At 69.8% G+C, this 24,222-nt stretch carries 22 protein-coding genes; all 22 read right to left on the reverse strand.

Annotated elements, in window-relative coordinates:
• Positions 1–36: 36 nt before the first annotated feature.
• The 22 genes from nuoN to paaC all read right to left on the reverse strand — a co-directional run bounded on the left by nuoN (position 37) and on the right by paaC (position 24,206).
• Positions 37–1,587, reverse strand: coding sequence for an NADH-quinone oxidoreductase subunit NuoN (gene nuoN / locus CLT74_RS20080; protein WP_099847900.1), 1,551 nt, complete (start codon positions 1,585–1,587; stop codon positions 37–39).
• Between the two features lie 52 nt (positions 1,588–1,639).
• Positions 1,640–3,172, reverse strand: coding sequence for an NADH-quinone oxidoreductase subunit M (locus CLT74_RS20085; protein ID WP_099847901.1), 1,533 nt, complete (start codon positions 3,170–3,172; stop codon positions 1,640–1,642).
• 79 nt (positions 3,173–3,251) lie between these two features.
• Positions 3,252–5,198: an NADH-quinone oxidoreductase subunit L gene (gene nuoL / locus CLT74_RS20090; RefSeq protein ID WP_099852454.1), complete on the reverse strand. Its 1,947-nt coding sequence runs from the start codon at positions 5,196–5,198 to the stop codon at positions 3,252–3,254.
• A gap of 24 nt (positions 5,199–5,222) precedes the next feature.
• Positions 5,223–5,540: an NADH-quinone oxidoreductase subunit NuoK gene (gene nuoK / locus CLT74_RS20095; protein ID WP_013731028.1), complete on the reverse strand. Its 318-nt coding sequence runs from the start codon at positions 5,538–5,540 to the stop codon at positions 5,223–5,225.
• Positions 5,537–6,307 carry an NADH-quinone oxidoreductase subunit J gene (locus tag CLT74_RS20100; protein WP_099847902.1) on the reverse strand — a complete coding sequence of 257 codons (771 nt, stop codon included), beginning with the start codon at positions 6,305–6,307 and terminating at the stop codon, positions 5,537–5,539. Before CLT74_RS20100 ends, nuoK begins: the two co-directional genes overlap by 4 nt.
• On the reverse strand, positions 6,304–6,945 hold the full coding sequence (gene nuoI / locus CLT74_RS20105; RefSeq protein WP_099847903.1) for an NADH-quinone oxidoreductase subunit NuoI: 642 nt from the start codon (positions 6,943–6,945) through the stop codon (positions 6,304–6,306). Before nuoI ends, CLT74_RS20100 begins: the two co-directional genes overlap by 4 nt.
• A gap of 1 nt (position 6,946) precedes the next feature.
• Positions 6,947–8,293, reverse strand: coding sequence for an NADH-quinone oxidoreductase subunit NuoH (gene nuoH, locus CLT74_RS20110; protein WP_099847904.1), 1,347 nt, complete (start codon positions 8,291–8,293; stop codon positions 6,947–6,949).
• Positions 8,290–10,785 (reverse strand): NADH-quinone oxidoreductase subunit G, encoded by a 2,496-nt coding sequence (locus CLT74_RS20115; protein ID WP_099847905.1) that lies wholly within the window; start codon positions 10,783–10,785, stop codon positions 8,290–8,292. The genes nuoH and CLT74_RS20115 overlap by 4 nt, the downstream gene beginning before the upstream one ends.
• Before the next feature lie 58 nt (positions 10,786–10,843).
• Entirely contained in the window at positions 10,844–12,160 is a 1,317-nt protein-coding gene (gene nuoF, locus CLT74_RS20120; protein WP_099847906.1) for an NADH-quinone oxidoreductase subunit NuoF, read from the reverse strand.
• Entirely contained in the window at positions 12,157–13,194 is a 1,038-nt protein-coding gene (gene nuoE / locus CLT74_RS20125; protein ID WP_099847907.1) for an NADH-quinone oxidoreductase subunit NuoE, read from the reverse strand. The genes nuoF and nuoE overlap by 4 nt, the downstream gene beginning before the upstream one ends.
• A complete protein-coding gene (locus tag CLT74_RS20130; RefSeq protein WP_099847908.1) occupies positions 13,191–14,516 on the reverse strand; it encodes an NADH-quinone oxidoreductase subunit D in 1,326 nt (441 codons plus the stop codon). The genes nuoE and CLT74_RS20130 overlap by 4 nt, the downstream gene beginning before the upstream one ends.
• Positions 14,513–15,244, reverse strand: a complete 732-nt coding sequence (locus CLT74_RS20135; protein WP_099847909.1) for an NADH-quinone oxidoreductase subunit C — start codon at positions 15,242–15,244, stop codon at positions 14,513–14,515. The genes CLT74_RS20130 and CLT74_RS20135 overlap by 4 nt, the downstream gene beginning before the upstream one ends.
• Entirely contained in the window at positions 15,241–15,918 is a 678-nt protein-coding gene (locus tag CLT74_RS20140) for a NuoB/complex I 20 kDa subunit family protein (RefSeq protein WP_099847910.1), read from the reverse strand. Before CLT74_RS20140 ends, CLT74_RS20135 begins: the two co-directional genes overlap by 4 nt.
• A 13-nt stretch (positions 15,919–15,931) precedes the next feature.
• Entirely contained in the window at positions 15,932–16,297 is a 366-nt protein-coding gene (locus tag CLT74_RS20145; RefSeq protein ID WP_093404019.1) for an NADH-quinone oxidoreductase subunit A, read from the reverse strand.
• A 108-nt stretch (positions 16,298–16,405) separates the two neighbouring features.
• Positions 16,406–17,680 (reverse strand): geranylgeranyl reductase family protein, encoded by a 1,275-nt coding sequence (locus CLT74_RS20150; RefSeq protein WP_099847911.1) that lies wholly within the window; start codon positions 17,678–17,680, stop codon positions 16,406–16,408.
• Between the two features lie 132 nt (positions 17,681–17,812).
• Complete coding sequence (locus tag CLT74_RS20155) at positions 17,813–18,022, reverse strand: hypothetical protein (RefSeq protein WP_099847912.1); 210 nt, start codon at positions 18,020–18,022, stop codon at positions 17,813–17,815.
• 53 nt (positions 18,023–18,075) lie between these two features.
• Complete coding sequence (locus CLT74_RS20160; protein WP_099847913.1) at positions 18,076–18,789, reverse strand: demethylmenaquinone methyltransferase; 714 nt, start codon at positions 18,787–18,789, stop codon at positions 18,076–18,078.
• A gap of 137 nt (positions 18,790–18,926) precedes the next feature.
• Positions 18,927–20,111, reverse strand: coding sequence for a hypothetical protein (locus tag CLT74_RS20165; RefSeq protein WP_099847914.1), 1,185 nt, complete (start codon positions 20,109–20,111; stop codon positions 18,927–18,929).
• 386 nt (positions 20,112–20,497) lie between these two features.
• Complete coding sequence (gene mqnC, locus CLT74_RS20170) at positions 20,498–21,688, reverse strand: cyclic dehypoxanthinyl futalosine synthase (RefSeq protein WP_099847915.1); 1,191 nt, start codon at positions 21,686–21,688, stop codon at positions 20,498–20,500.
• Between the two features lie 175 nt (positions 21,689–21,863).
• Positions 21,864–23,003, reverse strand: coding sequence for a 1,2-phenylacetyl-CoA epoxidase subunit PaaE (gene paaE, locus CLT74_RS20175; RefSeq protein ID WP_099847916.1), 1,140 nt, complete (start codon positions 23,001–23,003; stop codon positions 21,864–21,866).
• On the reverse strand, positions 23,000–23,476 hold the full coding sequence (paaD, locus tag CLT74_RS20180; protein WP_099847917.1) for a 1,2-phenylacetyl-CoA epoxidase subunit PaaD: 477 nt from the start codon (positions 23,474–23,476) through the stop codon (positions 23,000–23,002). The genes paaE and paaD overlap by 4 nt, the downstream gene beginning before the upstream one ends.
• A gap of 4 nt (positions 23,477–23,480) precedes the next feature.
• Entirely contained in the window at positions 23,481–24,206 is a 726-nt protein-coding gene (gene paaC / locus CLT74_RS20185; RefSeq protein WP_099847918.1) for a 1,2-phenylacetyl-CoA epoxidase subunit PaaC, read from the reverse strand.
• Positions 24,207–24,222 lie beyond the last annotated feature (16 nt).

The following is a 24,222-nucleotide window of genomic DNA, read 5'->3' on the forward strand; positions in this document are numbered from 1 at the left end:
AGCGCGTGGGCCGGCCCTCGAACGGCAGGTCAGCCGCTACCTGACGAAGTCGGCGGCGGAGGACGCCAGGTCGAGCAACGGTGCCGGCGCGACGCCGAGCACAAGCGTGGCGAGCACCCCGATCACCAGCGCGGCCGAGGTGAGCGCACCCGGCACGGCCACGGTCGGCGTGCTGTCACCCGGCTCGGAGAGCCACATCAGCACCACGACCCGCAGGTACGGGAAGGCCAGCACCATGCTGGTCAGCACACCCGCGATGACCAGCCACACCTGCCCGCCGTCGAGCGCCGGGCCGAAGACCGCGACCTTGCCCATGAAGCCGCTGGTGAGCGGGATACCCGCGAAGGCGAGCAGCACGAAGGTGAAGACCGAGGCGTAGACCGGCGACCGCCGGCCCAGCCCGGCCCAGCGGGACAGGTGGGTCGCCTCACCGTCGGCGTCGCGTACCAGCGTCACCACCGCGAACGCGGCGAGCACCGTGAAGCCGTAGGCGACCAGGTAGAACATCGTGCCGGAGAGGCCCTCGCTACCCGGCGCCAGCACCCCGATGAGCAGATAACCGGCGTTGGCGATCGACGAGTACGCCAGCAGCCGCTTGATGTCGGTCTGGGTCACCGCGAACAGCGCACCGACGAGCATGGTGAGCACCGCCACAGCGCCCAGCACCGGGGTGAAGTCCCAGCGGGCCCCCTCGAAGGCCACGTGGAACACCCGCAGCAGGGCACCGAACGCGGCGACCTTGGTGCAGGCCGCCATGAACCCGGTCAACGGCGTCGGAGCGCCCTGGTACACGTCAGGCGTCCAGACGTGGAACGGCGCCGCGGCCGCCTTGAACAGCAGACCGATGGAGACAAGCGCCATACCGGCGAAGAGCAGCACCGGGCTGGCCGTCGAGTTCGCCACTGCCGCGTTGACGGTGGCGAAGTCGACGCCCGCCTGCCGGTCACCGAGCCCGGCGGTGAAACCGTAGATCAGCGCCAGGCCGAACAGGAAGAAGGCCGAGGCGTACGCACCGAGCAGGAAGTACTTCATCGCCGCCTCCTGGCTCAGCAGCCGTCGGCGACGGGCCAGCGCGCAGAGCAGGTAGAGCGGCAACGAGAAGACCTCAAGTGCGATGAACATGGTCAGCAGGTCGTTCGCCGACACGAAGATCAGCATGCCGGCGATGGCGAACGTGGTGAGCGGGTACACCTCACCCGCGCCACCGGCGTTCTCCGCCTGCTGACGGTCCTCCGGCGAGTCGGCGGTCACCGCGGCCTGGGCGACGAACGCCCCGCCCCGCTCAACCACCCGCTCGCCGAGCAGCAGCAGCGCCACCGCCGACAGGGCGAGGATCGCGCCCTGGAGGAACAGCGTCGGCCCGTCGACGGCGATCACGCCGATGGTGATCACCCGCTTGTCGGCGTTGACCACCACCATGGTCAGCGCCGCGAGTACCGCCAGCACCGCCAGCGGCAGTTGCACGGGATGCCGCAGCCGCCGGGGCACGAACGCCTCGACCAGCACCCCGACCACCGCCGCGACCAGCATGATCAGGATCGGCGCGATCGCCGCATAGTCGATCGGCGGCAGTTCAAGCTCGGTCACTGGACCGCCCTTTCGTTCGCGACTGCGGGGCTCGCAAGCTCACTCCTGGCGCTCACCGGATCGCCTCCTGGACGGTGTCTGCCGACGGGGCCGGGTCGGTCCGGCCGACGTCCTCCATGGTCGCCTGGATGGCGGGGTTGATCACGTCCGTGACCGGCTTCGGGTAGAAGCCGAGCACCAGGATCAGTGCGATCAGCGGGGCGACGACGACCTTCTCGCGCAGGTTGAGGTCACGCTTCATAGCGTCGATCTCGGTGAGCGCGGGATTGAGGGTGCCCTGCGTGGTGCGCTGCACCATCCACAGCACGTACGCCGCCGCCAGGATGATGCCCAGCGTCGCGATCACCGCGACCGGCTTGTTGACCGTGAACGTGCCGATCAGCACCAGGAACTCGGAGACGAACGGTGCGGTACCCGGCAGGGCCAGCGAGGCGAGACCGGCGAAGAAGAGCACGCCGGCCAGCACCGGCACCAGCTTGCCCGCACCACCGAAGTCACTCACCAGCGCCGAACCTCGGCGCGCGATGAGCATGCCCACCACCAGGAAGAGCAGCCCGGTGGCGAGGCCGTGGTTGACCATGTACAGCACGGCTCCGGTGCCCGCCTGGGTGGTGAAGGCGAAGATGCCCACGCCGATGAAGCCGAAGTGGGCGATCGACGTGTACGACACCAGGCGCTTCAGGTCGTTCTGCCCGACGGCCAGCAGCGCCGCGTAGATGATGCCGATCACCGCCAGCCCCAGCGCCCACGGCGCGAACCACTGGGCCGCGTCCGGGAACAGCGGCAGGCAGTACCGCAGGATGCCGAAGGTGCCGACCTTGTCCAGCACGCCCACGAGCAGCGCGGCGGCACCGGCCGGGGCTGCGCCACCGGCGTCCGGCAGCCAGGTGTGGAACGGGAAGAACGGCGCCTTGATGGCGAAGGCGACGAAGAAGCCGAGGAACAGCCAGCGCTCCGCCCCGGTGGTGATGTCCACCTGCGACAGCGCCACCCAGTCGAAGGTCTTGCCGCCGACCACCCACAGGCCGATCACGGCGGCCAGCATGAACAGGCCGCCGACAAGCGAGTAGAGGAAGAACTTGACCGCCGCGTACTGCCGCTGGTGGCCGCCGTAGCTGCCGATCAGGAAGTACATCGGCACCAGCATGACCTCGAAGAACACGTAGAACAGGAAGACGTCGGCGGCGGCGAAGACGCCGATCATCGTGCATTCGAGGACGAGCAGCAGCGCGAAGTAGACAGGCACCGACCGCTTGGACGACTCCGCGTCGTGCCAGGAGGCCAGGATCACCAGCGGCACCAGCACCGCGATCAGCATCAGCATGACGAGCGCGATGCCGTCGGCGGCGAAGGTGAAGTTGACCCCCCAGTTCGGGATCCACGGGTACGACTCGCGGAACTGGAAGCGGTCGCCACCGACCTGGAAGGTCACCCACATGACCACCGACAGCGCCAGCACCAGCAGCGACCAGCCCAGCGCGACCTGCTTCGCAAGCGTCGGCCGGCTGCGCGGCAGGAGGGCGACGACCACGGCGCCGACAAGCGGCGCCACGGTGAGCACCGAGAGGAACGGGAAGTCGGACATTATGCGGCCTTACCTCCGTCGTCACTGTGCGGTCCGCCGGCGACGGCCGCCTGAGAGGCCGACAGCCTCAAGAGGTCGATCACGCCAACCACCCCGCCTGTACGGCCAGGAAGGCGGCCACCACCAGCAGCGCGCCGGTCAGGATCGAGGTGGCGTACGACCGGACGAAGCCGGTCTGCAACCGCCGGAGCCGGCCCGATCCGCCGCCGACGCCAGCGGCCAGTCCGTTGATCAGCCCGTCGATGCCCCGGTTGTCCAGGTAGACGAGCGCCCGGGTGAGGAAGATGCCCGGCTTCTCGAAGACCGCCTCGTTGACCGTGTCGGTGTAGAGGTTCTTGCGCGCGGCGGTGACAAGCACCCCGGCCGGCTGCGGCGAGGTCGCCGTCCCGTTGCGGAACAGGTACCAGCCCAGCAGCGCACCGAGCACGGTGACCCCCAGCGACAGCGCCACGATCGCCCAGTGCGGCAGCACCGCGTCGTGGTGCGCCTCGGCCGTGCCGAGCCCGGCGGTGGTGGTCAGCCAGTCCGGCACGGAGGTGGCCAGCAGCCAACCCGCACCCAGCGAGCCGATGCCGAGCAGGACCAGCGGGATGGTCATCAGCGGCGGGGACTCGTGCGGGTGCTCGATGTCCTCGGTCCAGCGCTTCGGCCCGTGGAAGGTCAGCACGAACAGCCGGGTCATGTAGAAGGCGGTAAGCGCGGCGCCGAGCACCGCCGCCCCGCCGAACAGCCAGGCCGTCCAGCCCTCCCGCTCGAAGGCGGCGGCGATGATCGGCTCCTTGGAGAAGTAGCCGGAGAACGGGATCATGCCGATGATGGCCAGCCAGCCCGCACCGAAGGTGAGCCAGGTGATCTTCATGTACTTCGAGAGGCCGCCGAAACGGCGGATGTCGACCTGGTCCTTCATGCCGTGCATGACCGAGCCGGCGCCGAGGAACATGTTGGCCTTGAAGAAGCCGTGCGCCAGCAGGTGCACGATGGCCAGCGCGTACGCCGCGCCACCGAGCCCGACACCGAGGAACATGTAGCCGATCTGGCTGACCGTGGACCAGGCCAGTACCCGCTTGATGTCGTCCTTGGCGCACCCGATGATCGCGCCGATCAGCAGGGTCAGCGCGCCGACGCTCACCACCACCAGCTGCAACGTGGCGTTGGCCGAGAAGATGATGTTGGAGCGGGCGATCAGGTAGACACCGGCGGTGACCATCGTCGCGGCGTGGATCAGCGCCGACACCGGGGTCGGGCCCTCCATCGCGTCCGGCAACCACGCCTGGAGCGGGAACTGACCGGACTTGCCGGCCGCGCCGAGCAGCAGCAACAGGCCGAGCACCAGCACGGTGCCACCGGCCAGCGCGCCGATCCCGTTGAACACCTCGTCGTACTGGGTGGTGCCCAGGGTGGCGAACATGATGAAGATCGCGATGGCCAGACCGGCGTCGCCGACCCGGTTCATCAGGAACGCCTTCTTACCGGCGGTGGCGGCGGCCGGCTTGGTGTACCAGAAGGAGATCAGCAGGTACGACGCCAGACCGACGCCCTCCCAGCCGAAGTACAGCATCACGTAGTTGTTGCCGAGCACCAGCAGCAGCATCGCCGCGATGAACAGGTTGAAGTACGCGAAGAACAGTCGGCGCCGCTCATCGTGCGCCATGTACTCGACCGCGTACAGGTGGATCAGGGAACCCACACCGGTGATCAGCAGGACGAAAACCCCGGCCAGCGGATCGAACAGCAGACCGAAGTCCACGTGTAGACCGCCGACCGCGATGAAGTCCCAGAGACTCAGCTGGACCGACCGGTTCTCCAGGCCACGCAGGCCGAGAAAGTAGCTCAGGCCGAGCAGGAAGGCGGCACCGACCGCGGCCACCCCGAGCCAGTGCCCCCACCGGTCGGCCCGCCGGCCGAGCAGCAGCAGGATGGTCGCACTGACCAGCGGGATGGCCACCAGCAGCCAGACGCTGCTCAGCAGCCCGTCCGCCGTCGCGTACGAGACGGTCTCGGCCGGAGCAGCCTGGGCGTACGTCATGATTTCGTCCACCGGTGGGCCCCTCTAGTACTTCAACAGGTTGGCGTCGTCGACGCTGGCGGAGCGTCGGGTGCGGAAGATCGCCATGATGATGGCCAACCCGACCACGACCTCGGCCGCCGCCACCACCATCACGAAGAACGCCATGATCTGGCCGTTGAGGTCGCCGTTCATCCGGCTGAAGGTGACAAGCGCCAGGTTGGCCGCGTTGAGCATCAGCTCGACACACATGAACAGCACGATCGCGTTGCGCCGGACCAGCACCCCGGCGGCGCCGATGGTGAACAGCACCGCGGCGAGGACCAGGTAGTAGTTCGGCTCGACCGAGAAGAAGTCACTCATTTCTCAGTGCCCTTCAGCGTGGTCTCCTCGGCGGTCAGCTCCCGCACCGGCAGGATGTCCGGCGTGCTGCGCTCGCTCAGTCGCCCGTCCGGCAGGCGCGCCGGGGTGGCGACCGACGAGGAGGTGGCGAAGACACCCGGGCCGGGCTTCGGACCGGGGTAGTTGCCGGGCGCGAAGCGGGCCTTCATGGTGGCCACCTGGTCGCGCTTGTCCTCCTTGCGCCGCTCGACGTGCGCGAGGATCATGCCGCCGATGGTGGCGGTGATCAGCAGCGCCGCGGTGAGCTCGAAGGCGAAGACGTAGTCGGTGAAGAGCAACCGGGCGATGCCCTCCACGTTGCCGCCCGCGTTGGCCTGCTCCAGGCCAACCGGGGTGCTGCCCTGCGTGGCCCGGTAGACGCCGCTGCCGAGCAGGCCGGCGAAGCCGAGCCCCAGCCCGATCGCCGCGATCCGCTGGCCGCGCAGCACCTCGATGAGCGAGTCGGAGGCTTCCCGACCGACAAGCATCAGTACGAACAGGAAGAGCATCATGATCGCGCCGGTGTAGACGATGATCTGCACCATGCCGATGAACGGCCCGGCCTGGAGCACGTAGAACACCCCGAGGCTGAGCATGGTCAGCACCAGCCACAGTGCCGAGTGCACCGCGTTGCGGGCGGCGACCATGCCTATCGCACCGGCCAGCGCGAGCGGAGCGAGGATCCAGAAGGTCACCGCCTCGCCGCCGGAGACCGCACCGGAGGCGGCGAGCAGCGTCGAGGTGCTCATGCCGGATCCCCCTTCTCCGCCTCGGCCCGCTGCGCGGCCTGCTCGGCACCCGGGAAGGTGACGCCCGGGTGCTCGTCCACCTGGTAGCGGCCCGGCCCCATCGGCGAGCGCTCCGCTCCGGCGGAGGTGCCCGGGTTGGTGAGGCTGCCGATGTAGTAGTCCTTCTCGCTGTCACCCAGCCGCATCGGGTGCGGCGGCTGCTCCATCCCCGGCAGCAGCGGCGCCAGCAGCTGCTCCTTGGTGAAGATCAGGTCCTGGCGGTTGTCCCGGGCCAGCTCGTACTCGTTGCTCATGGTCAACGAGCGGGTCGGGCACGCCTCGATGCAGAGCCCGCAGAAGATGCAGCGGGCGTAGTTGATCTGGTAGACGCTGGCGTACCGCTCGCCCGGCGAGAAGCGCTGCTCGTCGGTGTTGTCGCCACCCTCGACGTAGATCGCGTCCGCCGGGCAGGCCCAGGCGCACAGCTCGCAGCCGATGCACTTCTCCAACCCGTCCGGGTGCCGGTTGAGGATGTGCCGCCCGTGGTAGCGCGGCGCCGGCTTCGGCGGGGTGAACGGGTAGTCGGTGGTGACGACCTTCCTGAACATGTGCGAGAAGGTGACCCCGAAGCCCTTGAACGTTCCGGTGATCGCGCCCACGTCACACCTCCTCAGAGTCCTGGCCGGCGGGAGCGTTTGCCGGCTCCCGCTCGGCGACCATGCGCCGGGTGCGCGGGCTCGGTGGTACCTGGAGATCCATCGGGGGCAGCGGGAAGCTGCCCGGCGGCCGGTTGTCGACCTGCTCGGCGAGCGTCGGCTTCGGCGCCGCCTTGCGGCTCGGCCAGAACAGCGCGGCGAGCAGCACGATGCCGGCCGGGATGCCGATGGCGTACAGCCGGCTCTGGGTGTCCCAGTCGTCGATGGTGCGCAGGCCGGCGAGAACCACGATCCAGACCAGGCTGATCGGGATGAGCACCTTCCAGCCGAAGCGCATCAGCTGGTCGTACCGCAACCGGGGCAGCGTGCCGCGCAGCCAGACGAAGACGAAGACCAGCAGGATGACCTTGCCGAAGAACCAGAGCAGCGGCCACCAGCCGGAGTTGGCCCCCGACCAGATGGTGATCGGCCACGGCGCGTGCCAGCCGCCCAGGAAGAGCGTCACGGTGAAGGCCGACATGGTCACCATCGCGACGTACTCGCTGAGCATGATCAGCGCGAACTTGAGCGAGCTGTACTCGGTCATGAAGCCGGCCACCAGCTCCGACTCCGCCTCCGGCAGGTCGAACGGCGGCCGGTTGGTCTCGCCGACGATGGAGATGAAGAAGACGATGAAGCTCGGGAAGAGCAGCAGCGCGTACCAGCCGGGCGTCTGGATGTCGACGCCGAACAGGCTCACCTCGGTCGTGCTGCCCTGGGCGGCCACGATCTCACTCGTGGACATCGTGCCGGCGAGCATGAACACCGCCACGATGGACAGACCCAGCGCCACCTCGTAGGAGATCAGCTGGGCGGCGGACCGCAGGCCGCCGAGCAGCGGGTAGGTCGAGCCGGAGGCCCAACCGGCGAGCACGATGCCGTAGACCGCCATCGACGAGAGAGCGAGCACCACGAGCACCGCGACCGGCACGTCGGTGACCTGCAACGGCGTCTGGTGGCCGAAGATGCTCACCATCGGGCCGAACGGGATCACCGACAACGCGGTGACCGCGCAGATCACCGAGATGGCCGGGGCGAAGAAGTAGATGACCTTGTCCGCCGAGCGCGGGAGGATGTCCTCCTTGAAGGCCATCTTCAGGCCGTCGGCGAGCGTCTGCAGCAGGCCGAACGGGCCGAGCTGGTTCGGCCCGGGCCGGACCTGCATGAAGCCGACGACCCGCCGCTCGAACCAGACGCCGAGCAGCGTGCCGAGCAGGGCGACCACGAACGCGAAGACAATCTTGCCGAGGATCAGCCACCACGGGTCGTGGCCGAAGTCGCTGAGCGACGGCGCCTGCGCAAGGTAGTTCATGCCGTACCCCCGGAGGAGTTGAGGATCGGGCCCGGCCGGCCCGCCGCGTCGGCGGCGACCGGCTCGGTGCCGCCGGGTGCGGAGATCCGTACCACCGCACCGGAGGTCGCGCCCAGGCTGCGCCGCACTGTCGAACCGGGCGAGTTGGTGGGAAGCCAGACCACACCGTCAGGCATCTCGGTGATCGCCGCCGGCAGGGTCAGCGCCCCCCGGTCGGTGCCCACCGTGACCGGGTCGCCGTCGGCGACGCCGAGCGCCTCCGCGCTGCCCTTGCCCAGCCGGACCACCGGCGGGCGGGCGGTGCCACCCAGGTACTCGTCGCCGTCGGTGAGGCTGCCCAGGTCGACAAGCTGGTGCCAGGTCGCCAGCACCGCCTCGCCAGCGCCCGGCTGAGGCGCCGACCCCGGCGCGACAGTGGGGGCCGCCGGGCGGGTCACCCGGGTCACCGGCAGGCTGCCCAGCTCACGCCGGACGGTGAGCACGTCCCCGGTGCCCAGCCGCACGTCCAACTGGGCGGCGAGCGCGTCGAGCACCCGGCCGTCGGTCATCGCGGCCGTCTCCAGCACCGCGTCGAACGGGCGCAGCCGGCCCTCCCAGTCCAGGAAGCTGCCGGCCTTCTCGACCACCGGCGCGACCGGCAGGACCACGTTCGCCCGGCGGGTGACCGCACCGGCCCGCAACTCCAGGCTGACCAGGAACGGCACCGCGTCCAGGGCCTGCTCGGCCAGGCGCGGGTCGGCCAGGTCCGCCGGGTCCACCCCGGCCACCACGAGCGCGCCCAGCTGCCCACCGGCAGCGGCGGCGAGGATCGCGTCGGTGTCCCGGCCCGCCTGGCTCGGGATCACCCCGGCCGGGATGTCCCACGCCTCGCCCAGCTCGGCCCGGGCCCCCGGCTCGGTGACCAGCCGACCACCGGGCAGCAGGTTCGGCAGGCAACCGGTGTCCACGGCACCACGGTCGCCCGCGCGTCGCGGCACCCAGGCCAGCTTCGCGCCGGTACGCGCGGCCACCTCGGCGGCGGCGGAGAGTCCACCCGGGACGCTGGCCAGCCGCTCGCCGACGATCAGGATCGCCCCTTCGGCGCTGAGCGCCTCGGCGACGGTGGCGTGCTCGGCGAGCACCCCGGCCTCCTCGCCCGGCACCACCCGGGCCAGCTTGGCACCGAGCTTCTCCAGGCCACGGGTGGCGAACGGGGCGATCGCGTACACCTTCAGCTTGTTCTTCAGGTACGCCTTGCGCAGCCGCAGGAAGAGGATCGGGCACTCCTCCTCCGGCTCCAGGCCGACAAGCACCACGGCCGGCGCGTTCTCCACGTCGGTGTAGGTGACGTCGGTGCTGCCGGCGACCGTGCTGGCCAGGAAGTCGGCCTCCTCGCGGGAGACCGGACGGGCCCGGAAGTCGATGTCGTTCGTGTGCAACGCGACCCGGGCGAACTTGGCGTACGCGTACGCGTCCTCGACGGTCAGTCGACCGCCGGTGAGCACGCCAACGCCCTGGCCGGTGTCCCGGGCGGCCCGCAGCCCCTCGGCGGCGACGCTGAGCGCCTCGCTCCAGGACGCCTCCCGCAGCTCACCGGTGTGCTCGTCGCGGACCAGCGGGGTGGTCAGCCGGTCGGCGGCGCGGGCGTACTGGAAGCCCCACCGCCCCTTGTCGCAGTTCCACTCCTCGTTTACCTGCGGATCGTCGCCGGCCAGCCGGCGCAGCACCTTGCCCCGCCGCCAGTCGGTGCGCTGGGCGCAGCCGGCCGAGCAGTGCTCGCACACGCTCGGGCTGGAGACCAGGTCGAACGGGCGGGCGCGGAAGCGGTACTGCGTGCCGGTGAGCGCGCCGACCGGGCAGATCTGCACCGTGTTACCGGAGAAGTACGAGTTGAACGGGACGTCGCCGTCCTCGCCCTCGGTCCCGTAGTCCTCGTCCCGGTAGATGTTGATCTCCTCGGCGGAGGAGCGGTTCATCAGGTCGATGAACTTGTCGCCCGCGATCTCCTCGGAGAACCTGGTGCACCGCTGACAGAGCACACACCGCTCGCGGTCGAGCAGCACCTGGGTGCTGATCGGCAGCGGCTTCGGGTACTCCCGCTTGTGCTCGTGGAACCGGGAGTCGGTGCGGCCCGTCGACATCGCCTGGTTCTGCAGCGGGCACTCGCCGCCCTTGTCGCACATCGGGCAGTCGAGCGGGTGGTTCACCAGCAGCAGCTCCATGATTCCCTCTTGCGCCTTCTTGGCGACCGGGGAGGTGAGCTGGGTACGGACCACCATGCCGTCGGCGACGGTCTGGGTGCAGGAGGCGACGGGCTTACGCTGCCCCTCCACCTCCACCAGGCACTGCCGGCAGGCGCCGGCCGGAGCCAGCAGCGGGTGGTCGCAGAACCGGGGGATCTCGGTGCCCATCTGCTCGGCGACCCGGATCAGCAGCGCCCCCTTCGGGGCGGTGACCTCGACGCCGTCGATGGTGAGGGTGACCGTCTCGGTCGGCTTGGCAACGTCCGTCACTGTGCTTGCCTTTCGCTCGCGGCTGCGGGGCTCGCTCCGCTCACTCCTCGCACTCGCATCAGTGGGCTCCCACCAACTGCTTGTCGGACAACTTCGGCGCGGTCCGTCCCTCGATGTAGTCGAGGTAGTCCTGCTTGAAGTACTTCAGCGACGAGGTCACCGGGCTGGTGGCACCGTCACCAAGGCCGCAGAACGAGCGGCCGAGGATGTTGTCACAGGTGTCGAGCAGGGTGTCCAGGTCGTCCTGAGTGCCCTGGCCGGCCAGGATGCGCCGGTAGACCCGGACCATCCAGTAGTTGCCCTCCCGGCACGGGGTGCACTTGCCACACGACTCGTGGTGGTAGAACTCCAGCCACCGGTAGGTCGCGTAGACCGGGCAGTCCTGGTCGGAGAAGATCTGCGTGGCCGTGGTGCCGAGGATCGAGCCGGCGGCGGCCACCCCCTCGAAGTCCAGCGGCACGTCCAGGTGCTCGGCGGTGAGCAGCGGGGTCGACGATCCGCCCGGGGTCCAGAACTTCAGGTTGTGACCCGGCTGCATCCCGCCGGCCAGCTCGATCAGCTCGCGCAGGGTGATGCCGAGGCCGCACTCGTACTGGCCGGGGTTGGCGATCCGACCGGAGAGTGAGTAGATCATCGGGCCGGCCGACTTCTCGGTGCCCATCGACTTCCACCAGTCCGCGCCGCCCAGCACGATGTACGGCACGCTGGCGATGGTGCCCACGTTGTTGACCACCGTGGGGCTGGCGTACAGCCCGTGGGTGGCCGGGAACGGCGGACGCAACCGGGGCTGGCCACGGAAGCCCTCCAGGGAGTCGAGCAGCGCCGTCTCCTCCCCACAGATGTACGCGCCGGCGCCCGAGTGGACCACCAGATCCAGGTCGAAGCCCGAACCGAGGATGTCCCGCCCGAGGTACCCCTTGGCGTACGCCTCGTTCACCGCGTTGCGCAGCCGGCGGGCGGCGTGCACGGCCTCGCCCCGGATGTAGATGTAGGCCCGGTTGGCCCGGATCGCGTACGAGGCGATGATGACGCCCTCGACGAGCGAGTGCGGGTCGTGGGTCATCAGCGGCAGGTCCTTGCAGGTGCCGGGCTCCCCCTCGTCGGCGTTGACCACGAGGTAGTGCGGCTTGCCGTCGCCCTGCGGGATGAAGCCCCACTTGAGACCGGTGGGGAAGCCGGCGCCGCCGCGACCGCGCAGCCCGGAATCCTTCACCAGCTGGATCAGGTCGTCCGGGTGCGCCTTGATCGCCTTGCGCAGCGCCGCGTAGCCGTCCAGCTTCTCGTAGGTGTCGATCCGCCAGGCGTCAGGGGACAGCCAGCGCTTGGTGAGCACGGGCGTCAACTTGGCCAGGGTCTCCGGCGCAGGCGTGGTCACTTCTGAGCCCCCTTGTCGTGCGCGGAGTCCTGACCGCTCGTCGACTCCGCTTCCCTGAGGTTGCGCTCCTGCGCCCCGGTGTCGTCACCGGCCGGCTTGGCGTCGCCCGCCGGCTTGTTGGCCGCCACTCCGGCGGCCTCCGCCGCCCGGGCGCCGCCCGACGCGGGCGGCTGCCCGTCGACGGGAACCTTGGTCCCGGGGGCGTCCGGCACTGCGGTCTTCGCGTCCGGCTGCCGGGTCTCGGCGGTACGCACCTGCGGCGACTTGCGGTCCGGTGCCGGAACGTCGGGCGCGGTGCTGCCGGTCGGCGCGGACTTCGCCGGAGTGGCCGGGGCGGGCTTGTCGCCGGCCCGACCGCTGCGGATCGGGGTGTTCGGGTCGAAGCCCGGTGCCGAGATACCGTGCTGCTGGGCCAGCCGCAGACCGCGCAGGGTCGGCTCGCCCGGCACACCGTCGGCGACGGCCCCCTCCCGCTCGTCGGCGAAGCCGGCGAGCTGGACCGCCATCTCCTTGAGGGTGCAGAGGCGGGCACCCCGGCTCGGCGTGGGCCGGCCACCGGCGCGCAGCTCGTCGACCACCCCGACCGCGGTCTGCGGGTCGACACCGTCGAAGAAGTCGTAGTTGACGGTCATCACCGGGCCGTAGTCGCAGGCCGCCAGGCACTCGGCGTGCTCCAGGGTGACCTTGCCGTCGGCGGTGGTCTCGTCGTGTCCGACGCCCAGGTGCTCGGCGAGGGTGTCGTAGACCTCCTGGCCACCGAGCACGTTGCACATGGTGTTGGTGCAGACGCTCACCAGCCAGTCACCCGTCGGCCGGCGCTTGTACATGGTGTAGAAGCTGGCCACGGCGCCGACCTGGGCCTTGTTCAGGCCGAGCACCTCGGCGCAGAACGCCACGCCGGCCGGGGAGACGTAGCCCTCCTCGGCCTGCACGAGGTGCAGCAGCGGCAGCAGGGCCGAGCGGGACCGGTCCGCCGGGTAGCGGGCGATGATCTCCCGAGCCCGGGTCCGCGTCTCTTCGGTGAAGACAGTCACCGGTCACAACCTCCCATGACGGGGTCCAGCGAGGCGCCGCCGGCGATCACGTCGGCGATCAGGCCACCCTCGGCCATCGCCGGCAGGGCCTGGAGGTTGACGAAACTCGGCTCCCGGTAGTGCACCCGGTACGGCCGGGTCCCACCGTCGGAGACCGCGTGCACGCCCAGCTCGCCACGGGGCGACTCGATCGCCACGTACACCTGCCCCGGCGGCACCCGGAAGCCCTCCGTCACCAGCTTGAAGTGGTGGATCAGGGACTCCATCGACTGGCCCATGATCTTCGCGACGTGCTCCAGCGAGTTGCCCATGCCGTCGACGCCGATGGCCAACTGCGCGGGCCAGGCGATCTTCTTGTCGGCCACCATCACCGGGCCGGGCTTGAGCCGGTCGAGTGCCTGCTCGACGAGCTTCAGCGACTCGCGGATCTCGGCCAGCCGGACCAGGTAGCGGCCCCAGACGTCGCCGTCGGGGTGGGTCGGCACGTCGAACTCGTAGGTCTCGTAGCCGCAGTACGGCATGGTCTTGCGCAGGTCCCAGGCCAGGCCGGCGGAGCGGAGCACCGGCCCGGTGACGCCCAGCGCCAGGCAGCCGGTGACGTCGAGCACCGCCACGTTCTGCGTCCGCTCCAGCCAGATCGGCTGGCCGGAGAGCAGGTCCTCGTACTCCTTGAGACGCTTCGGCATGACCTTGAGGAACTCGCGGATCTTGACGATCGCCTCGTCCGGCACGTCCTGCGCGACGCCGCCCGGCCGGACGTACGCGTGGTTCATCCGCAGGCCGGTGATCAGCTCGAAGATCTCCAGGATGTACTCGCGCTCGCGGAAGCCGTAGAGCATGATCGAGATCGCGCCCAGCTCCATGCCGGTGGTGGCCAGCCACACCAGGTGTGACGAGATCCGGTTCAGCTCCATCATGAGCACCCGGATGGTGTTGGCCCGCTCGGTGACGTCGTCGGTGATGCCGAGCAGCTTCTCCACGGCCAGCGAGTACGCCGTCTCGTTGAAGATCGGCGAGAGGTAGTCCATCCGGGTCACGAACGTCGAACCCTGGACCCAGTTGCGGTACTCCAGGTTCTTCTCGATGCCGGTGTGCAGGTAGCCGACGACCGAGCGGGCCTCCCGGACCGTCTCGCCCTCAAGCTCCAGGATCAGCCGGAGCACGCCGTGCGTGGACGGGTGCTGCGGGCCCATGTTGACGACGATCCGACCCTCGTTGATCGGGTCGACGCCGGAGACGACGTCGTCCCAGTCCCCGCCGGTGACGGTGAAGACCCGCCCCTCGGTGGTTTCGCGCTCGGTGGCGTAGTTGGACGCGCTCATTGGTACGACCTCCGCTTGTCGGGCGGCGGGATCTCGGCGCCCTTGTACTCCACGGGCACGCCGCCGAGGGGGTAGTCCTTGCGCTGCGGGTGGCCCTCCCAGTCGTCCGGCATGAGGATCCGGGTCAGCGCCGGGTGGCCGTCGAAGATGACGCCGAACATGTCGTACGCCTCCCGCTCCTGCCAGTCGGCGGTCGGGTAGACGGCTGTGACGCTGGGCAGGTGCGGTTCCTCGACGCTGACCGCCGCCTCCAGCCGGACCTGTCGCCGGTAGGTCATCGAGGTGAGCTGGTAGACGACGTGCAGCCGGCGGGCATCGGCGCCCAGGTAGTCCACTCCGGACACCGAGGAGCAGAGTTCGAAACGCAGCGCCGGGTCGTCCCGCATCACCTGACAGACCTCGGCGATCCGCTCCGGGCGGATGTGCAGGGTCAGCTCGCCCCGGTCGACCACGACCTTCTCGATCGCCTCGCCGAACGCCGGGTACGCCTCTTCCAGCGCGTCCCGCACCTCGTCGAAGTAGCCGCCGTACGGTCGCGGCGAGTCCTCGATCTCACGGTGCTGCCGGACCAGACCACCGAACCCGGAGACGTCACCGGTGCCCTGGTTGCCGAACATGCCCCGCCCGGCCGGTGCGGCCGGCGGGAACTCGGCGGGCGCGCCACTCGTCGCGCCGGCCGGGGTCACCGGAACCGGCACACCGCCGGTGGTCGGCTTGTCGTCAGTCACTTGATCCCCCCGTACGGGTGGAGGTAGTTCTGGGCCTTCATCCAGTTCTCGATCCGCAGCTGCTCCTCGCGGCCCTCGCGGACGGCCTTCGTCCACTCGGCCCGCCGGGCCTTGTCGTTGCGGTACGACGACGGCATCGAGCCGTACGGCACCACAGGCACATCACCGCGCGCCTCGCGGGCGGCGAGCATCTTGCGGCCGTTCGGGCCGAGCGGCTCGTGGCCGATCTTCTCGCGCAGCTTGAGGATCGCGTCGATGAGCATCTCCGGCCGGGGCGGGCAGCCCGGAAGGTACATGTCGACAGGTACGACGTGGTCGACGCCCTGCACGATGGCGTAGTTGTTGAACATGCCGCCGCTGCTGGCGCAGACGCCCATGGAGAGCACCCAGCGGGGCTCGGCCATCTGGTCGTAGATCTGGCGCAGCACCGGGGCCATCTTCTGGCTCACCCGGCCGGCGACGATCATCAGGTCGGCCTGCCGGGGCGAGGCCCGGAAGACCTCCATGCCCCAGCGGCCCATGTCGTAGTGCGGACCACCGGCGGCCATCATCTCGATCGCGCAGCACGCCAGGCCGAAGGTGGCACCCCAGACCGACGACTTGCGCGACCAGTTGACCAGCTTCTCCACCGAGGTGAGCAGGACACCGGCGGGAAGTTTCTCCTCGATACCCATAGCCGTTCCTCCCTCAGTCCCAGTCCAGGCCGCCACGCCGCCACTCGTAGGCGTACGCGACGAAGACGGCACCGATGAACACCAACATGGCGACGAACCCGAAGACCGGCAGGATGTCGAAGGAGACAGCCCACGGGTAGAGGAAGATCATCTCCACGTCGAAGACGATGAAGAGCATCGCCGTCAGGTAGAACTTGACCGGAAAGCGGCTGCCACCGATCGGCTGCGGGCTAGGCTCGATGCCACACTCGTAGGCTTCGAGCTTTGCCTTGTTGTAGCGGTGGGGGCCGGCGAACCGGGCAGCGGCTATCGAGAACAGCGCGAAACCCGCGGCGAGGGCGAACAGCCCGATGATGGGTACGTAAGGCGAGAGCGACATTTCTTCTCCTGCTCGTCCTTCCCTGCCCTCGGTGGTTGGCGAAATTCACACTATTCACATCCCACCCCGCGCCCTCCGGCGGGGGTGGACCTTGCCAGTTCCGCGCCCCTACACGGCGGGCGCGACCCGGGTCATCGCATTGATGACCCGGTCCATCGCGTCACCGCCACGCGGGTCGGTGAGGTTGGCCAGCAGCTTGAGCACGAAGCGCATGAGCGTCGGGTGGGGCATGCCGTGCTTCGTCGCGACGCGCATGACCTCCGGCCGGCCGATCAGCTTCACGAAGACCCCGCCCAGCCGGTAGTAGCCACCGAACCGGGTCTTCAACTCCTGCGGGTACGCCATCAGGGCCCGCTCCCGCTCGATGCCGGCCGGCCGGGCGAGCGCCTGGACCGCGACCTCCGCGGCCAGTTCGCCGGACTCCATCGCGTACGCGATGCCCTCGCCGTTGAACGGGTTGACCATGCCGCCGGAGTCACCGACGAGCATGACCCCCCGGGTGTAGTGCGGCACCCGGTTGAAACCCATCGGCAGGGCGGCGCCGAGGATCGACCCCTCCGCGTTCGTCTCGTCGGTCATGCCCCACTCCGGCGGCGTGTTGGCCAGCCAGTCGGTGAGCAGCCGCCGGTAGTTCGTCTTGCCGAACGCCGAGGACGAGTTGAGGATGCCCAACCCGACGTTGACCCGGCCGTCACCCAGGCCGAAGATCCAGCCGTACCCGGGCAGCAGTTCGTTGGTGCCCTTGGCTCGCAGCTCCAGCCAGGACTCCAGGTAGTCGTCGTCGTGGCGGGCTTCGGAGCGGTAGTAGCGCCGGACCGCGACACCGATCGGGCGGTCCTCCCGCTTGGCCAGCCCGAGGGCGAGCGGGAACCGGCCCGAGACGCCGTCGGCGGCCACCACCAGCGGGGCGTGGAAGGTGACGGGTGCCTTGTCCGGCCCGTCCTCCCCCTGCACCCCGATCACCCGGCCGTCGCCGTCCAGCACCGGGCCGATCACGTTCACGCTGGTACGCAGCTTGGCCCCGGCGGACACCGCGCGCTGGGCGAGCAGGTCGTCGAAGTCGAGTCGGGTGCGGACCAGGCCGTAGTTCGGGAAGCTGGCCAGGTCCGGCCAGTCCAGCTCCAGCCGGACACCGCCGCCGATCACCCGCAGGCCACGGTTGTGCAGCCAGCCGGCATCGGGGGACGTGTCCACACCCATCCGGATCAACTGCCGCACCGCGCGCGGGGTGAGCCCGTCGCCGCAGACCTTCTCCCGGGGGAACTCGGTCTTCTCGAGCAGCAGCACGCGTACGCCGTGCCGAGCCAGGTGGTACGCGGTCGCCGAACCACCGGGACCAGCGCCCACGACGATCACGTCGGCGTCGTACTCCACCGCGGTCATTAGCGCCTCCTCCCCGCCCTGCTCGTGAAATGCTTCACAAGCCAGCCGGGACGAGTCTATGACCGACGCCGTAAGCTCGCCTTGTTAGGTCGACCTAACCTGCTGGAAACGAAACGTGAGCCGACCTGCCGGTCAACGGCGGGCGGGGCCGGCAGCGTCCAGGCCGGCCCGGATGGTTTCCGGCAACTGCTCGCGCAGGGTGCCACCGGCGGCCCGGTCCAGGGCCGCGAGCACCTCGGTCACCACCTGGCGTACGTCGGCGGGATCCGCGCCGGCCAGCTCGCGGAGTTGGTCGACCAGCTCCGCGGCATCACCTGTGGCCAGGTCTCTCGGATCCGTCATGCCGGCCAGCGTACGCCGATAAGGACGTCAAATCGCCATATTGGCCTGAATTCCTAGTTCGTCCGAATAGACCGGTGCAGCGCCACCACTCCGCCGGTCAGGTTGCGCCACGCCACCGCCCGCCAACCAGCCGCGCTGACCCGCTCGGCCAAGGCCGCCTGGTCCGGCCAGGCACGGATCGACTCGGCGAGGTAGACGTAGGCGTCCGGGTTGCTGGAGATCGTCCGGGCCACGGCCGGCAGCGAGCGCATCAGGTACGACAGATAGACGGTGCGGAACGCGGGATTGACCGGGGTGCTGAACTCACAGATCACCAGCCGGCCGCCCGGACGGGTCACCCGGGCCAGTTCCCGCAGCGCCGCATCGGTGTCGCTGACGTTGCGCAACGCGAAGGAGATGGTCACCGCGTCGAAGCTGGCGTCGGCGAAGGGCAACCGCAGGGCGTCGCCGGCCAGCAACGGCACCTGCGGGCGGGTGCGCTTGCCGGCGTACAGCATGCCCAGGGACAGATCGGCACCGACCGCGTACGCCCCGGAGTGGGCGAGTTCCTCGGTGGAGACGCCGGTGCCCGCGCCCACATCCAGCACCCGGTCGCCCGGCCGCAGGTCGAGCGCGGCCCGGGTGGCCCGTCGCCAAAACCGGTCCTGACCGAACGACAGGACGGTGTTTGTCAGGTCGTAACGGGCCGCGACACCGTCGAACATCGCGGCGACCTCGTGCGGCTGCTTGTCCAGACTGGCGCGCTGGCCCTGCGGGGTACGGCTCACCCCTTCACTCTGCCAGCCCGGTCGTCGACGACCCGGGCCGGGTCGAGACGACACAGTGAGGGCGGGATGGTCGCCCATCCCGCCCTCACTGCCGTGCGTTATGTGAACGGCCCGCGCGGGCCGATAGAGGACGAACCTCAGGCGTTCGTCTTCTCGTCACCCGGGGTCACCAGGACCACCCGGCGACGGCGGGCAACCAGGAACATGGCCACACCGGCGGCGAGGACACCCGCGCCGACGCCACCGATCACGCCGACCTGCACACCGGTGACCGGCAGGTCACCGCCACCGCCGCCACCACCGTTGGTGGCAGTGACCACCACGGCGAAGTCGTCGGAGTTGTCGGTCGGGTCGAGGTCGGCGAACTCCGACTCCTTGATCTCGCGCACCTCGGCCCTGCCGAACCCGGGCTTGGTGGCCTGCTGGCTGATCCGGGCCTCCGGCGACAGCGCACCGAACGCCTCGGCCGCCAGCGATCCGCCGGTCAGGGTGACCGGTGCCTCGACGCCCTTACCCACCTCGACGGCCAGCGGCACGACGAGCACCGTGTCCCGCTCCAACAGGAAGGTGTCGTCCTCGCAGACCGCGCTGCGCTTGTCGGAGCTGATCTCGCAGCCCTCGATCGGCAGGAAGGTGACGCCCTTCGGCAGCTGGTAGCTCAGCTTGATGCCCTGGGCGGTCAGGTCACCCTGGTTGGCGATCTCGCTCCAGAGCAGGGCGGTGTCACCCGGCCGCACCGGGCCGTCCTCCTCGAAGGTGTCCAGGTCGACGCGGGTCTTCACGTCGGGGACGATGACACCCAGGTCGACACCGCTCTCCGGAGTCAACTCGACGTCGACCTCGACGCTGTTGTTGCTCTCGTCGGTGTCGTCAGGCGACTCGATGCTTATCGTCACCGGGGCGGTGTACGGGCCGGTGACGCCCTCGGCCGCCTTGAACAGGACGATCGGCACCTCGGTCGTCTGACCCGGGCCGGGGATCTCCTTCTTGTCGAGCTCGCAGACCCACAGCTCGGGCTTGGTGTCGCCGGTGACGTCACAGCCGCCCTCGGTGAACGCGCCCACCACGAGCTTGGTGTCGTCCACCTTGGAGGTGTCAACCTTGATAAGCAGCTTGGTCGGCGTACCCTCGCCCTGGTTGGCGATCTTGGCCCAGCCGACCTTGCCCTCGACGCCGTCGGTGGCGCGGGTGCCGGCGGCGGTGAGGGCCAGGTCCGTCTCGGTGCCAGCGGCGTAGGCCGGCGCGCCAAGGGCGGTGAAGGCGCCCGAGGCGAGCAGCGCGGCCGTGGCCAGGCTGGCAGCCCGGCGGGTTCGGAAGATCATGTGATGGTCTCCCCCGTAGGGTGAATGAAAACGTACGGGCGGGGACGTTAGCGGTCAGCGATCACCCGCGCCACCCTGCTTCACACCCGTCACAAGCTGCTCAGCTAATGGCCACTTAAGGATTGTCCGGATTGATGGGCCTTGCTACCTGGTCGCGCCCTGCCACCCGGCCAGCGCGGCCCGAGGCTTCGAACCGGATGGATGATCGACACCAGCCATTCGGCTGACAACCCACCCGACCATGCCAGTGACACAACGCTCGGAGCGCGGTGACCCTCAGTGATCTCGCCCGGCGGGCGTCTCACCCAGCGACGCCGCCCCGCCGACAGCCGCCCGAGACGCCGCAACTCGCGCGTACCGCGTCGCCGGGCGGGTTACCGCCTCGGTCAGCGCGCGTCGACGAGCGGCAGCGAGCGGCCGGCACCGCCGCCGGGCAGGGCGATCGACGAGAAGTGCGAGACCACCCGGTCGTCGCTCGGGTCGTCGTCGGGCGTGTGGTGCACGGCCAGTCTGTTGTAGAGCGTGTCCCGCTGCGCGGGGATCCGGTCCGCGGAACGGATCATCCCGATCAGCTCGTGCAGGTTGGACCGGTGCCGGGCACCCGCCGAGGAGATGACGTTCTCCTCCAACATGATCGAGCCGAGGTCGTCGACGCCCATGTGCAACGCCAGTTGGCCGACGTCCTTGCCGGTGGTCAACCAGGACGCTTGCAGGTGCGGCACGGTCTCGAAGAACAGCCGGGCCACCGCCACCAGCCGCAGGTACTCCAGGGTCGTCGCCTGGGTGCGGCCCTTGAGGTGGTTGTTCTCCGGCTGGTACGTCCACGGGATGAAGGCCCGGAAACCCTTGGTCCGATCCTGCACGTCGCGGATCATCCGCAGGTGCTCGATCCGCTCGGCGGCCGTCTCGCCGGTACCCATCATCATCGTCGCGGTCGACTCGACGCCCTGCCGGTGCGCCAGCTCCATGACCTCCAGCCAGCGCTCGCCCGACTCCTTCAGCGGCGCGATCGCCGTACGGGGTCGCTGGGGCAGCATCTCGGCACCGGCACCGGCGATCGAGTCCAGTCCGGCGGCCTTGATCCGGGCGATCGCCTCGTCCAGGCTCACCCCGGAGACCTTGGCCATGTGCAGGATCTCGCTCGGCCCGATGGAGTGGATCGCGAGCTGCGGGTACGCCTTCTTCACCGAGGAGAACAGCTCCTCGTAGTACTCCACGCCGTAGTCCGGGTGGTGGCCGCCCTGGAGCATGACCTGCGTGGCGCCCAGCTCGACCGCCTCGCCACAGCGGCGCAGGATCTCCTCGGTCGGGTGGGTCCACCCTTCCTTGTGCTTCGGCGCCTGGTAGAAGGCACAGAACTTGCACGCCGTCACGCAGACGTTCGTGTAGTTGATGTTGCGGTCGATCAGGTACGTGACGATGTTGTCCGGGTACCGCCGCCGACGGACCGCGTCCGCCGCCTCGCCGAGGGCGTGGAAGGGGGCGTCGGTGTAGAGCAGCAGAGCTTCGTCGGGCGTGATCCGCCCACCGTCGGCGCCGCGCTGCAGGATGTCGTCGATCTCCCGGTTCACCGTCACGTCCCCGAGGGTACGCCGACCTGCCGCTCAGCTCTCACGGGCGCACCTGACCTGTGATCCATCCCCTGTCCGGCATGGGGGTGCTGGGCCAGGATCTCCGCCGACGCCGCCCGACCCGACGACAACATCCCCGGATCATCCGAATGACAGAGGGCAGTGGCAGGGGTTCTGAACGTCACGCGTCGTAGTCGATGGAGAGGGTGTCGGTGAGCGGGCTGGACTGGCAGGTCAGCACGTAACCGGCGGCCACCTCGTCGGGCTCCAGGGCGTAGTTGCGGGCCATCTCGACCTCGCCGGAGACGACCTTCGCCCGGCAGGTCGAGCAGACCCCACCCTTGCAGGCGTACGGCAGCTCGCCCCGGACCTTCAGCGCCGCCTCCAGCACCCGTTCGTCACGACGCATCGTGAAACTCGACGAGCGTCCGTCGAGCATGACCGTCACATCCGTACCACCCGACGCGTCATCCCGGCGACGCACCGGCTCGGGCGGCGCGTCGACGTGGAACAGCTCGGTGTGCACCGCCGACTCCGCGACACCCCGCCCGGTCAGCACCGCACGAGCGTCCACCACCAGGCCGTACGGGCCGCAGAGGAACCACTCCTCGATCGCGTCACCGGGCACGATCGTCGTCAGCAGCCGACCCAGCCGATCCGCGTCGATCCGGCCCGACAGCAGCGGCGACTCACCCTGTTCGCGGGAGAGCACGTGCACCAGGTGCAGCCGGGTCGGGTAGCGGTCCTTCAGGTCGGCCAGTTCCTCGGCGAACATCACGCTGCCGGCCGTGCGGTTGCCGTACACGAGCGTGAAGGTGCTTGCCGGTTCGACGGCCAGCGCGGTGGCGATCAGCGACAGCACCGGGGTGATGCCCGAACCGGCGACCACCGCGCCGTAGCGACGCGCCCGCTCCGCCGCGAAGGCCGTGGTGAAGTGCCCCAACGGCGGCAGCACCTCGATGGTGTCCCCGTGCCGCAACGCGCCGCAGGCGTAGCTGGAGAAGGCCCCGCCGGGGATCTCCCGCACGCCGATTCGCAACCGTCCGTGCCGCGCCAGCTCCGCCGGGGTTGAGCAGATCGAGTACGAACGGCGCACGTCTCCACCGGAGGCCGCACCGCCGTCGCCCTCCGCGACCCCGGCGGCGGCCGGCAGGCGTACGGTCAGGTGCTGACCGGCGCGGAAGGCGAAGGTGTCGCGCAGTTCCTCCGGCACCGCGAAGGTGATCGCGACGGCGTCTGCGGTGAGCCGGTCCACGGCGACGACGGGCAACGGGTGGAACACCGGCCGGCGGCGGGCCGGGCGGGTGATGGTGACAGTCACAGGGCCTTCACATGGTCGAAGGGTTCGGAACACGAGCGGCACCGCCACAGCGCCTTGCAGGCGGTGGAGCCGAAGCGGCTGAGCTGCTCGGTCTCCGGCGACCCGCAGCGGGGACAGCGCACCGCCAGGGTGAGCGGGACGACGCCGTCACGCCGGACCGGAGCGGGCGGGGCGATGCCGGCGGCGGCCAGTTTGGCCCGCCCGACATCGCTTATCCAGTCGGTGCTCCAGGCCGGGCTGTGCACCGTGCGGACCTCGGCGTCCGGGTGACCGGCGGCGGCCAGGGCCCGCCGGATGTCGGCCCGGATGACGTCCATCGCGGGGCAGCCGGTGTAGGTGGGGGTGATCGTCACCACCACCCGGCCGGTGGCCGGATCCTCCTGGACAGACCGGAGGATGCCGAGATCGTCGATGGTGACCACCCGGATCTCCGGATCCACCACCGCCGCCACGGCCTGCCGTGCCCTGCTCATCTGTTCACCAGCGGGCCCCGGGATGGGCGCGATGCAGCACCTGCATCTCCGCCAGCAGGTACGACAGATGTTCCGTGTGCACCCCGTCGCGCCCGCCGGCAGGCGTCCAGCCGGTCTCCGGCACGGTGAGGGTCGCCTCGGCCAGCACGGCGCTCACCGTGTGGTCGAAGTCGGACCGCAGGGTCGCCGGGTCGACAGGTGCGTCCGGCCAGGCCGCGAACAGTTCGTCGGCGTACGGCCAGATCTGGTCGACGCCGGCCTGCATCCGCCGGTGCGACTCCTCGGTCCCGTCGCCCAGCCGCTTCACCCACAGCGCAGCATGGTCCAGGTGGTACGCGGACTCCTTCCGGGCCTTGCCGCCGATGGCGGCCAGCCGCTCGTCCGGACAGTCGGCCAGGGCGGTGTAGAGCGGCACCTGGTAGGCCGACAGCACGAGCAGCTTCGCCATGGTCACCGCGAAGTCGTCGTTCGGCAGCTCGACCAGCAGGCAGTTGCGGAACTCCCGGTCGTCGCGCAGGAAGGCCAACGCGTCCTCGTCGCGGCCGGCACCCTCCAGTTCGCCCGCGTACGACAGCAGGAGGCGGGCGGCACCGAGCTGGTCCAGGGCGATGTTGGCCAGCGCGATGTCCTCCTCCATCTCCGGTGCCCGGGTGGTCCACTCGGCCAGCCGTTGCGCCGCGACAAGCGCGTCGTCGCCGAGAGCGAGGGTGAAGGCGAAGGGCCCGTTCACAGAGCTTCCTCCGTTC

The sequence above is a fragment of the Verrucosispora sp. CNZ293 genome (genome assembly GCF_002754655.1).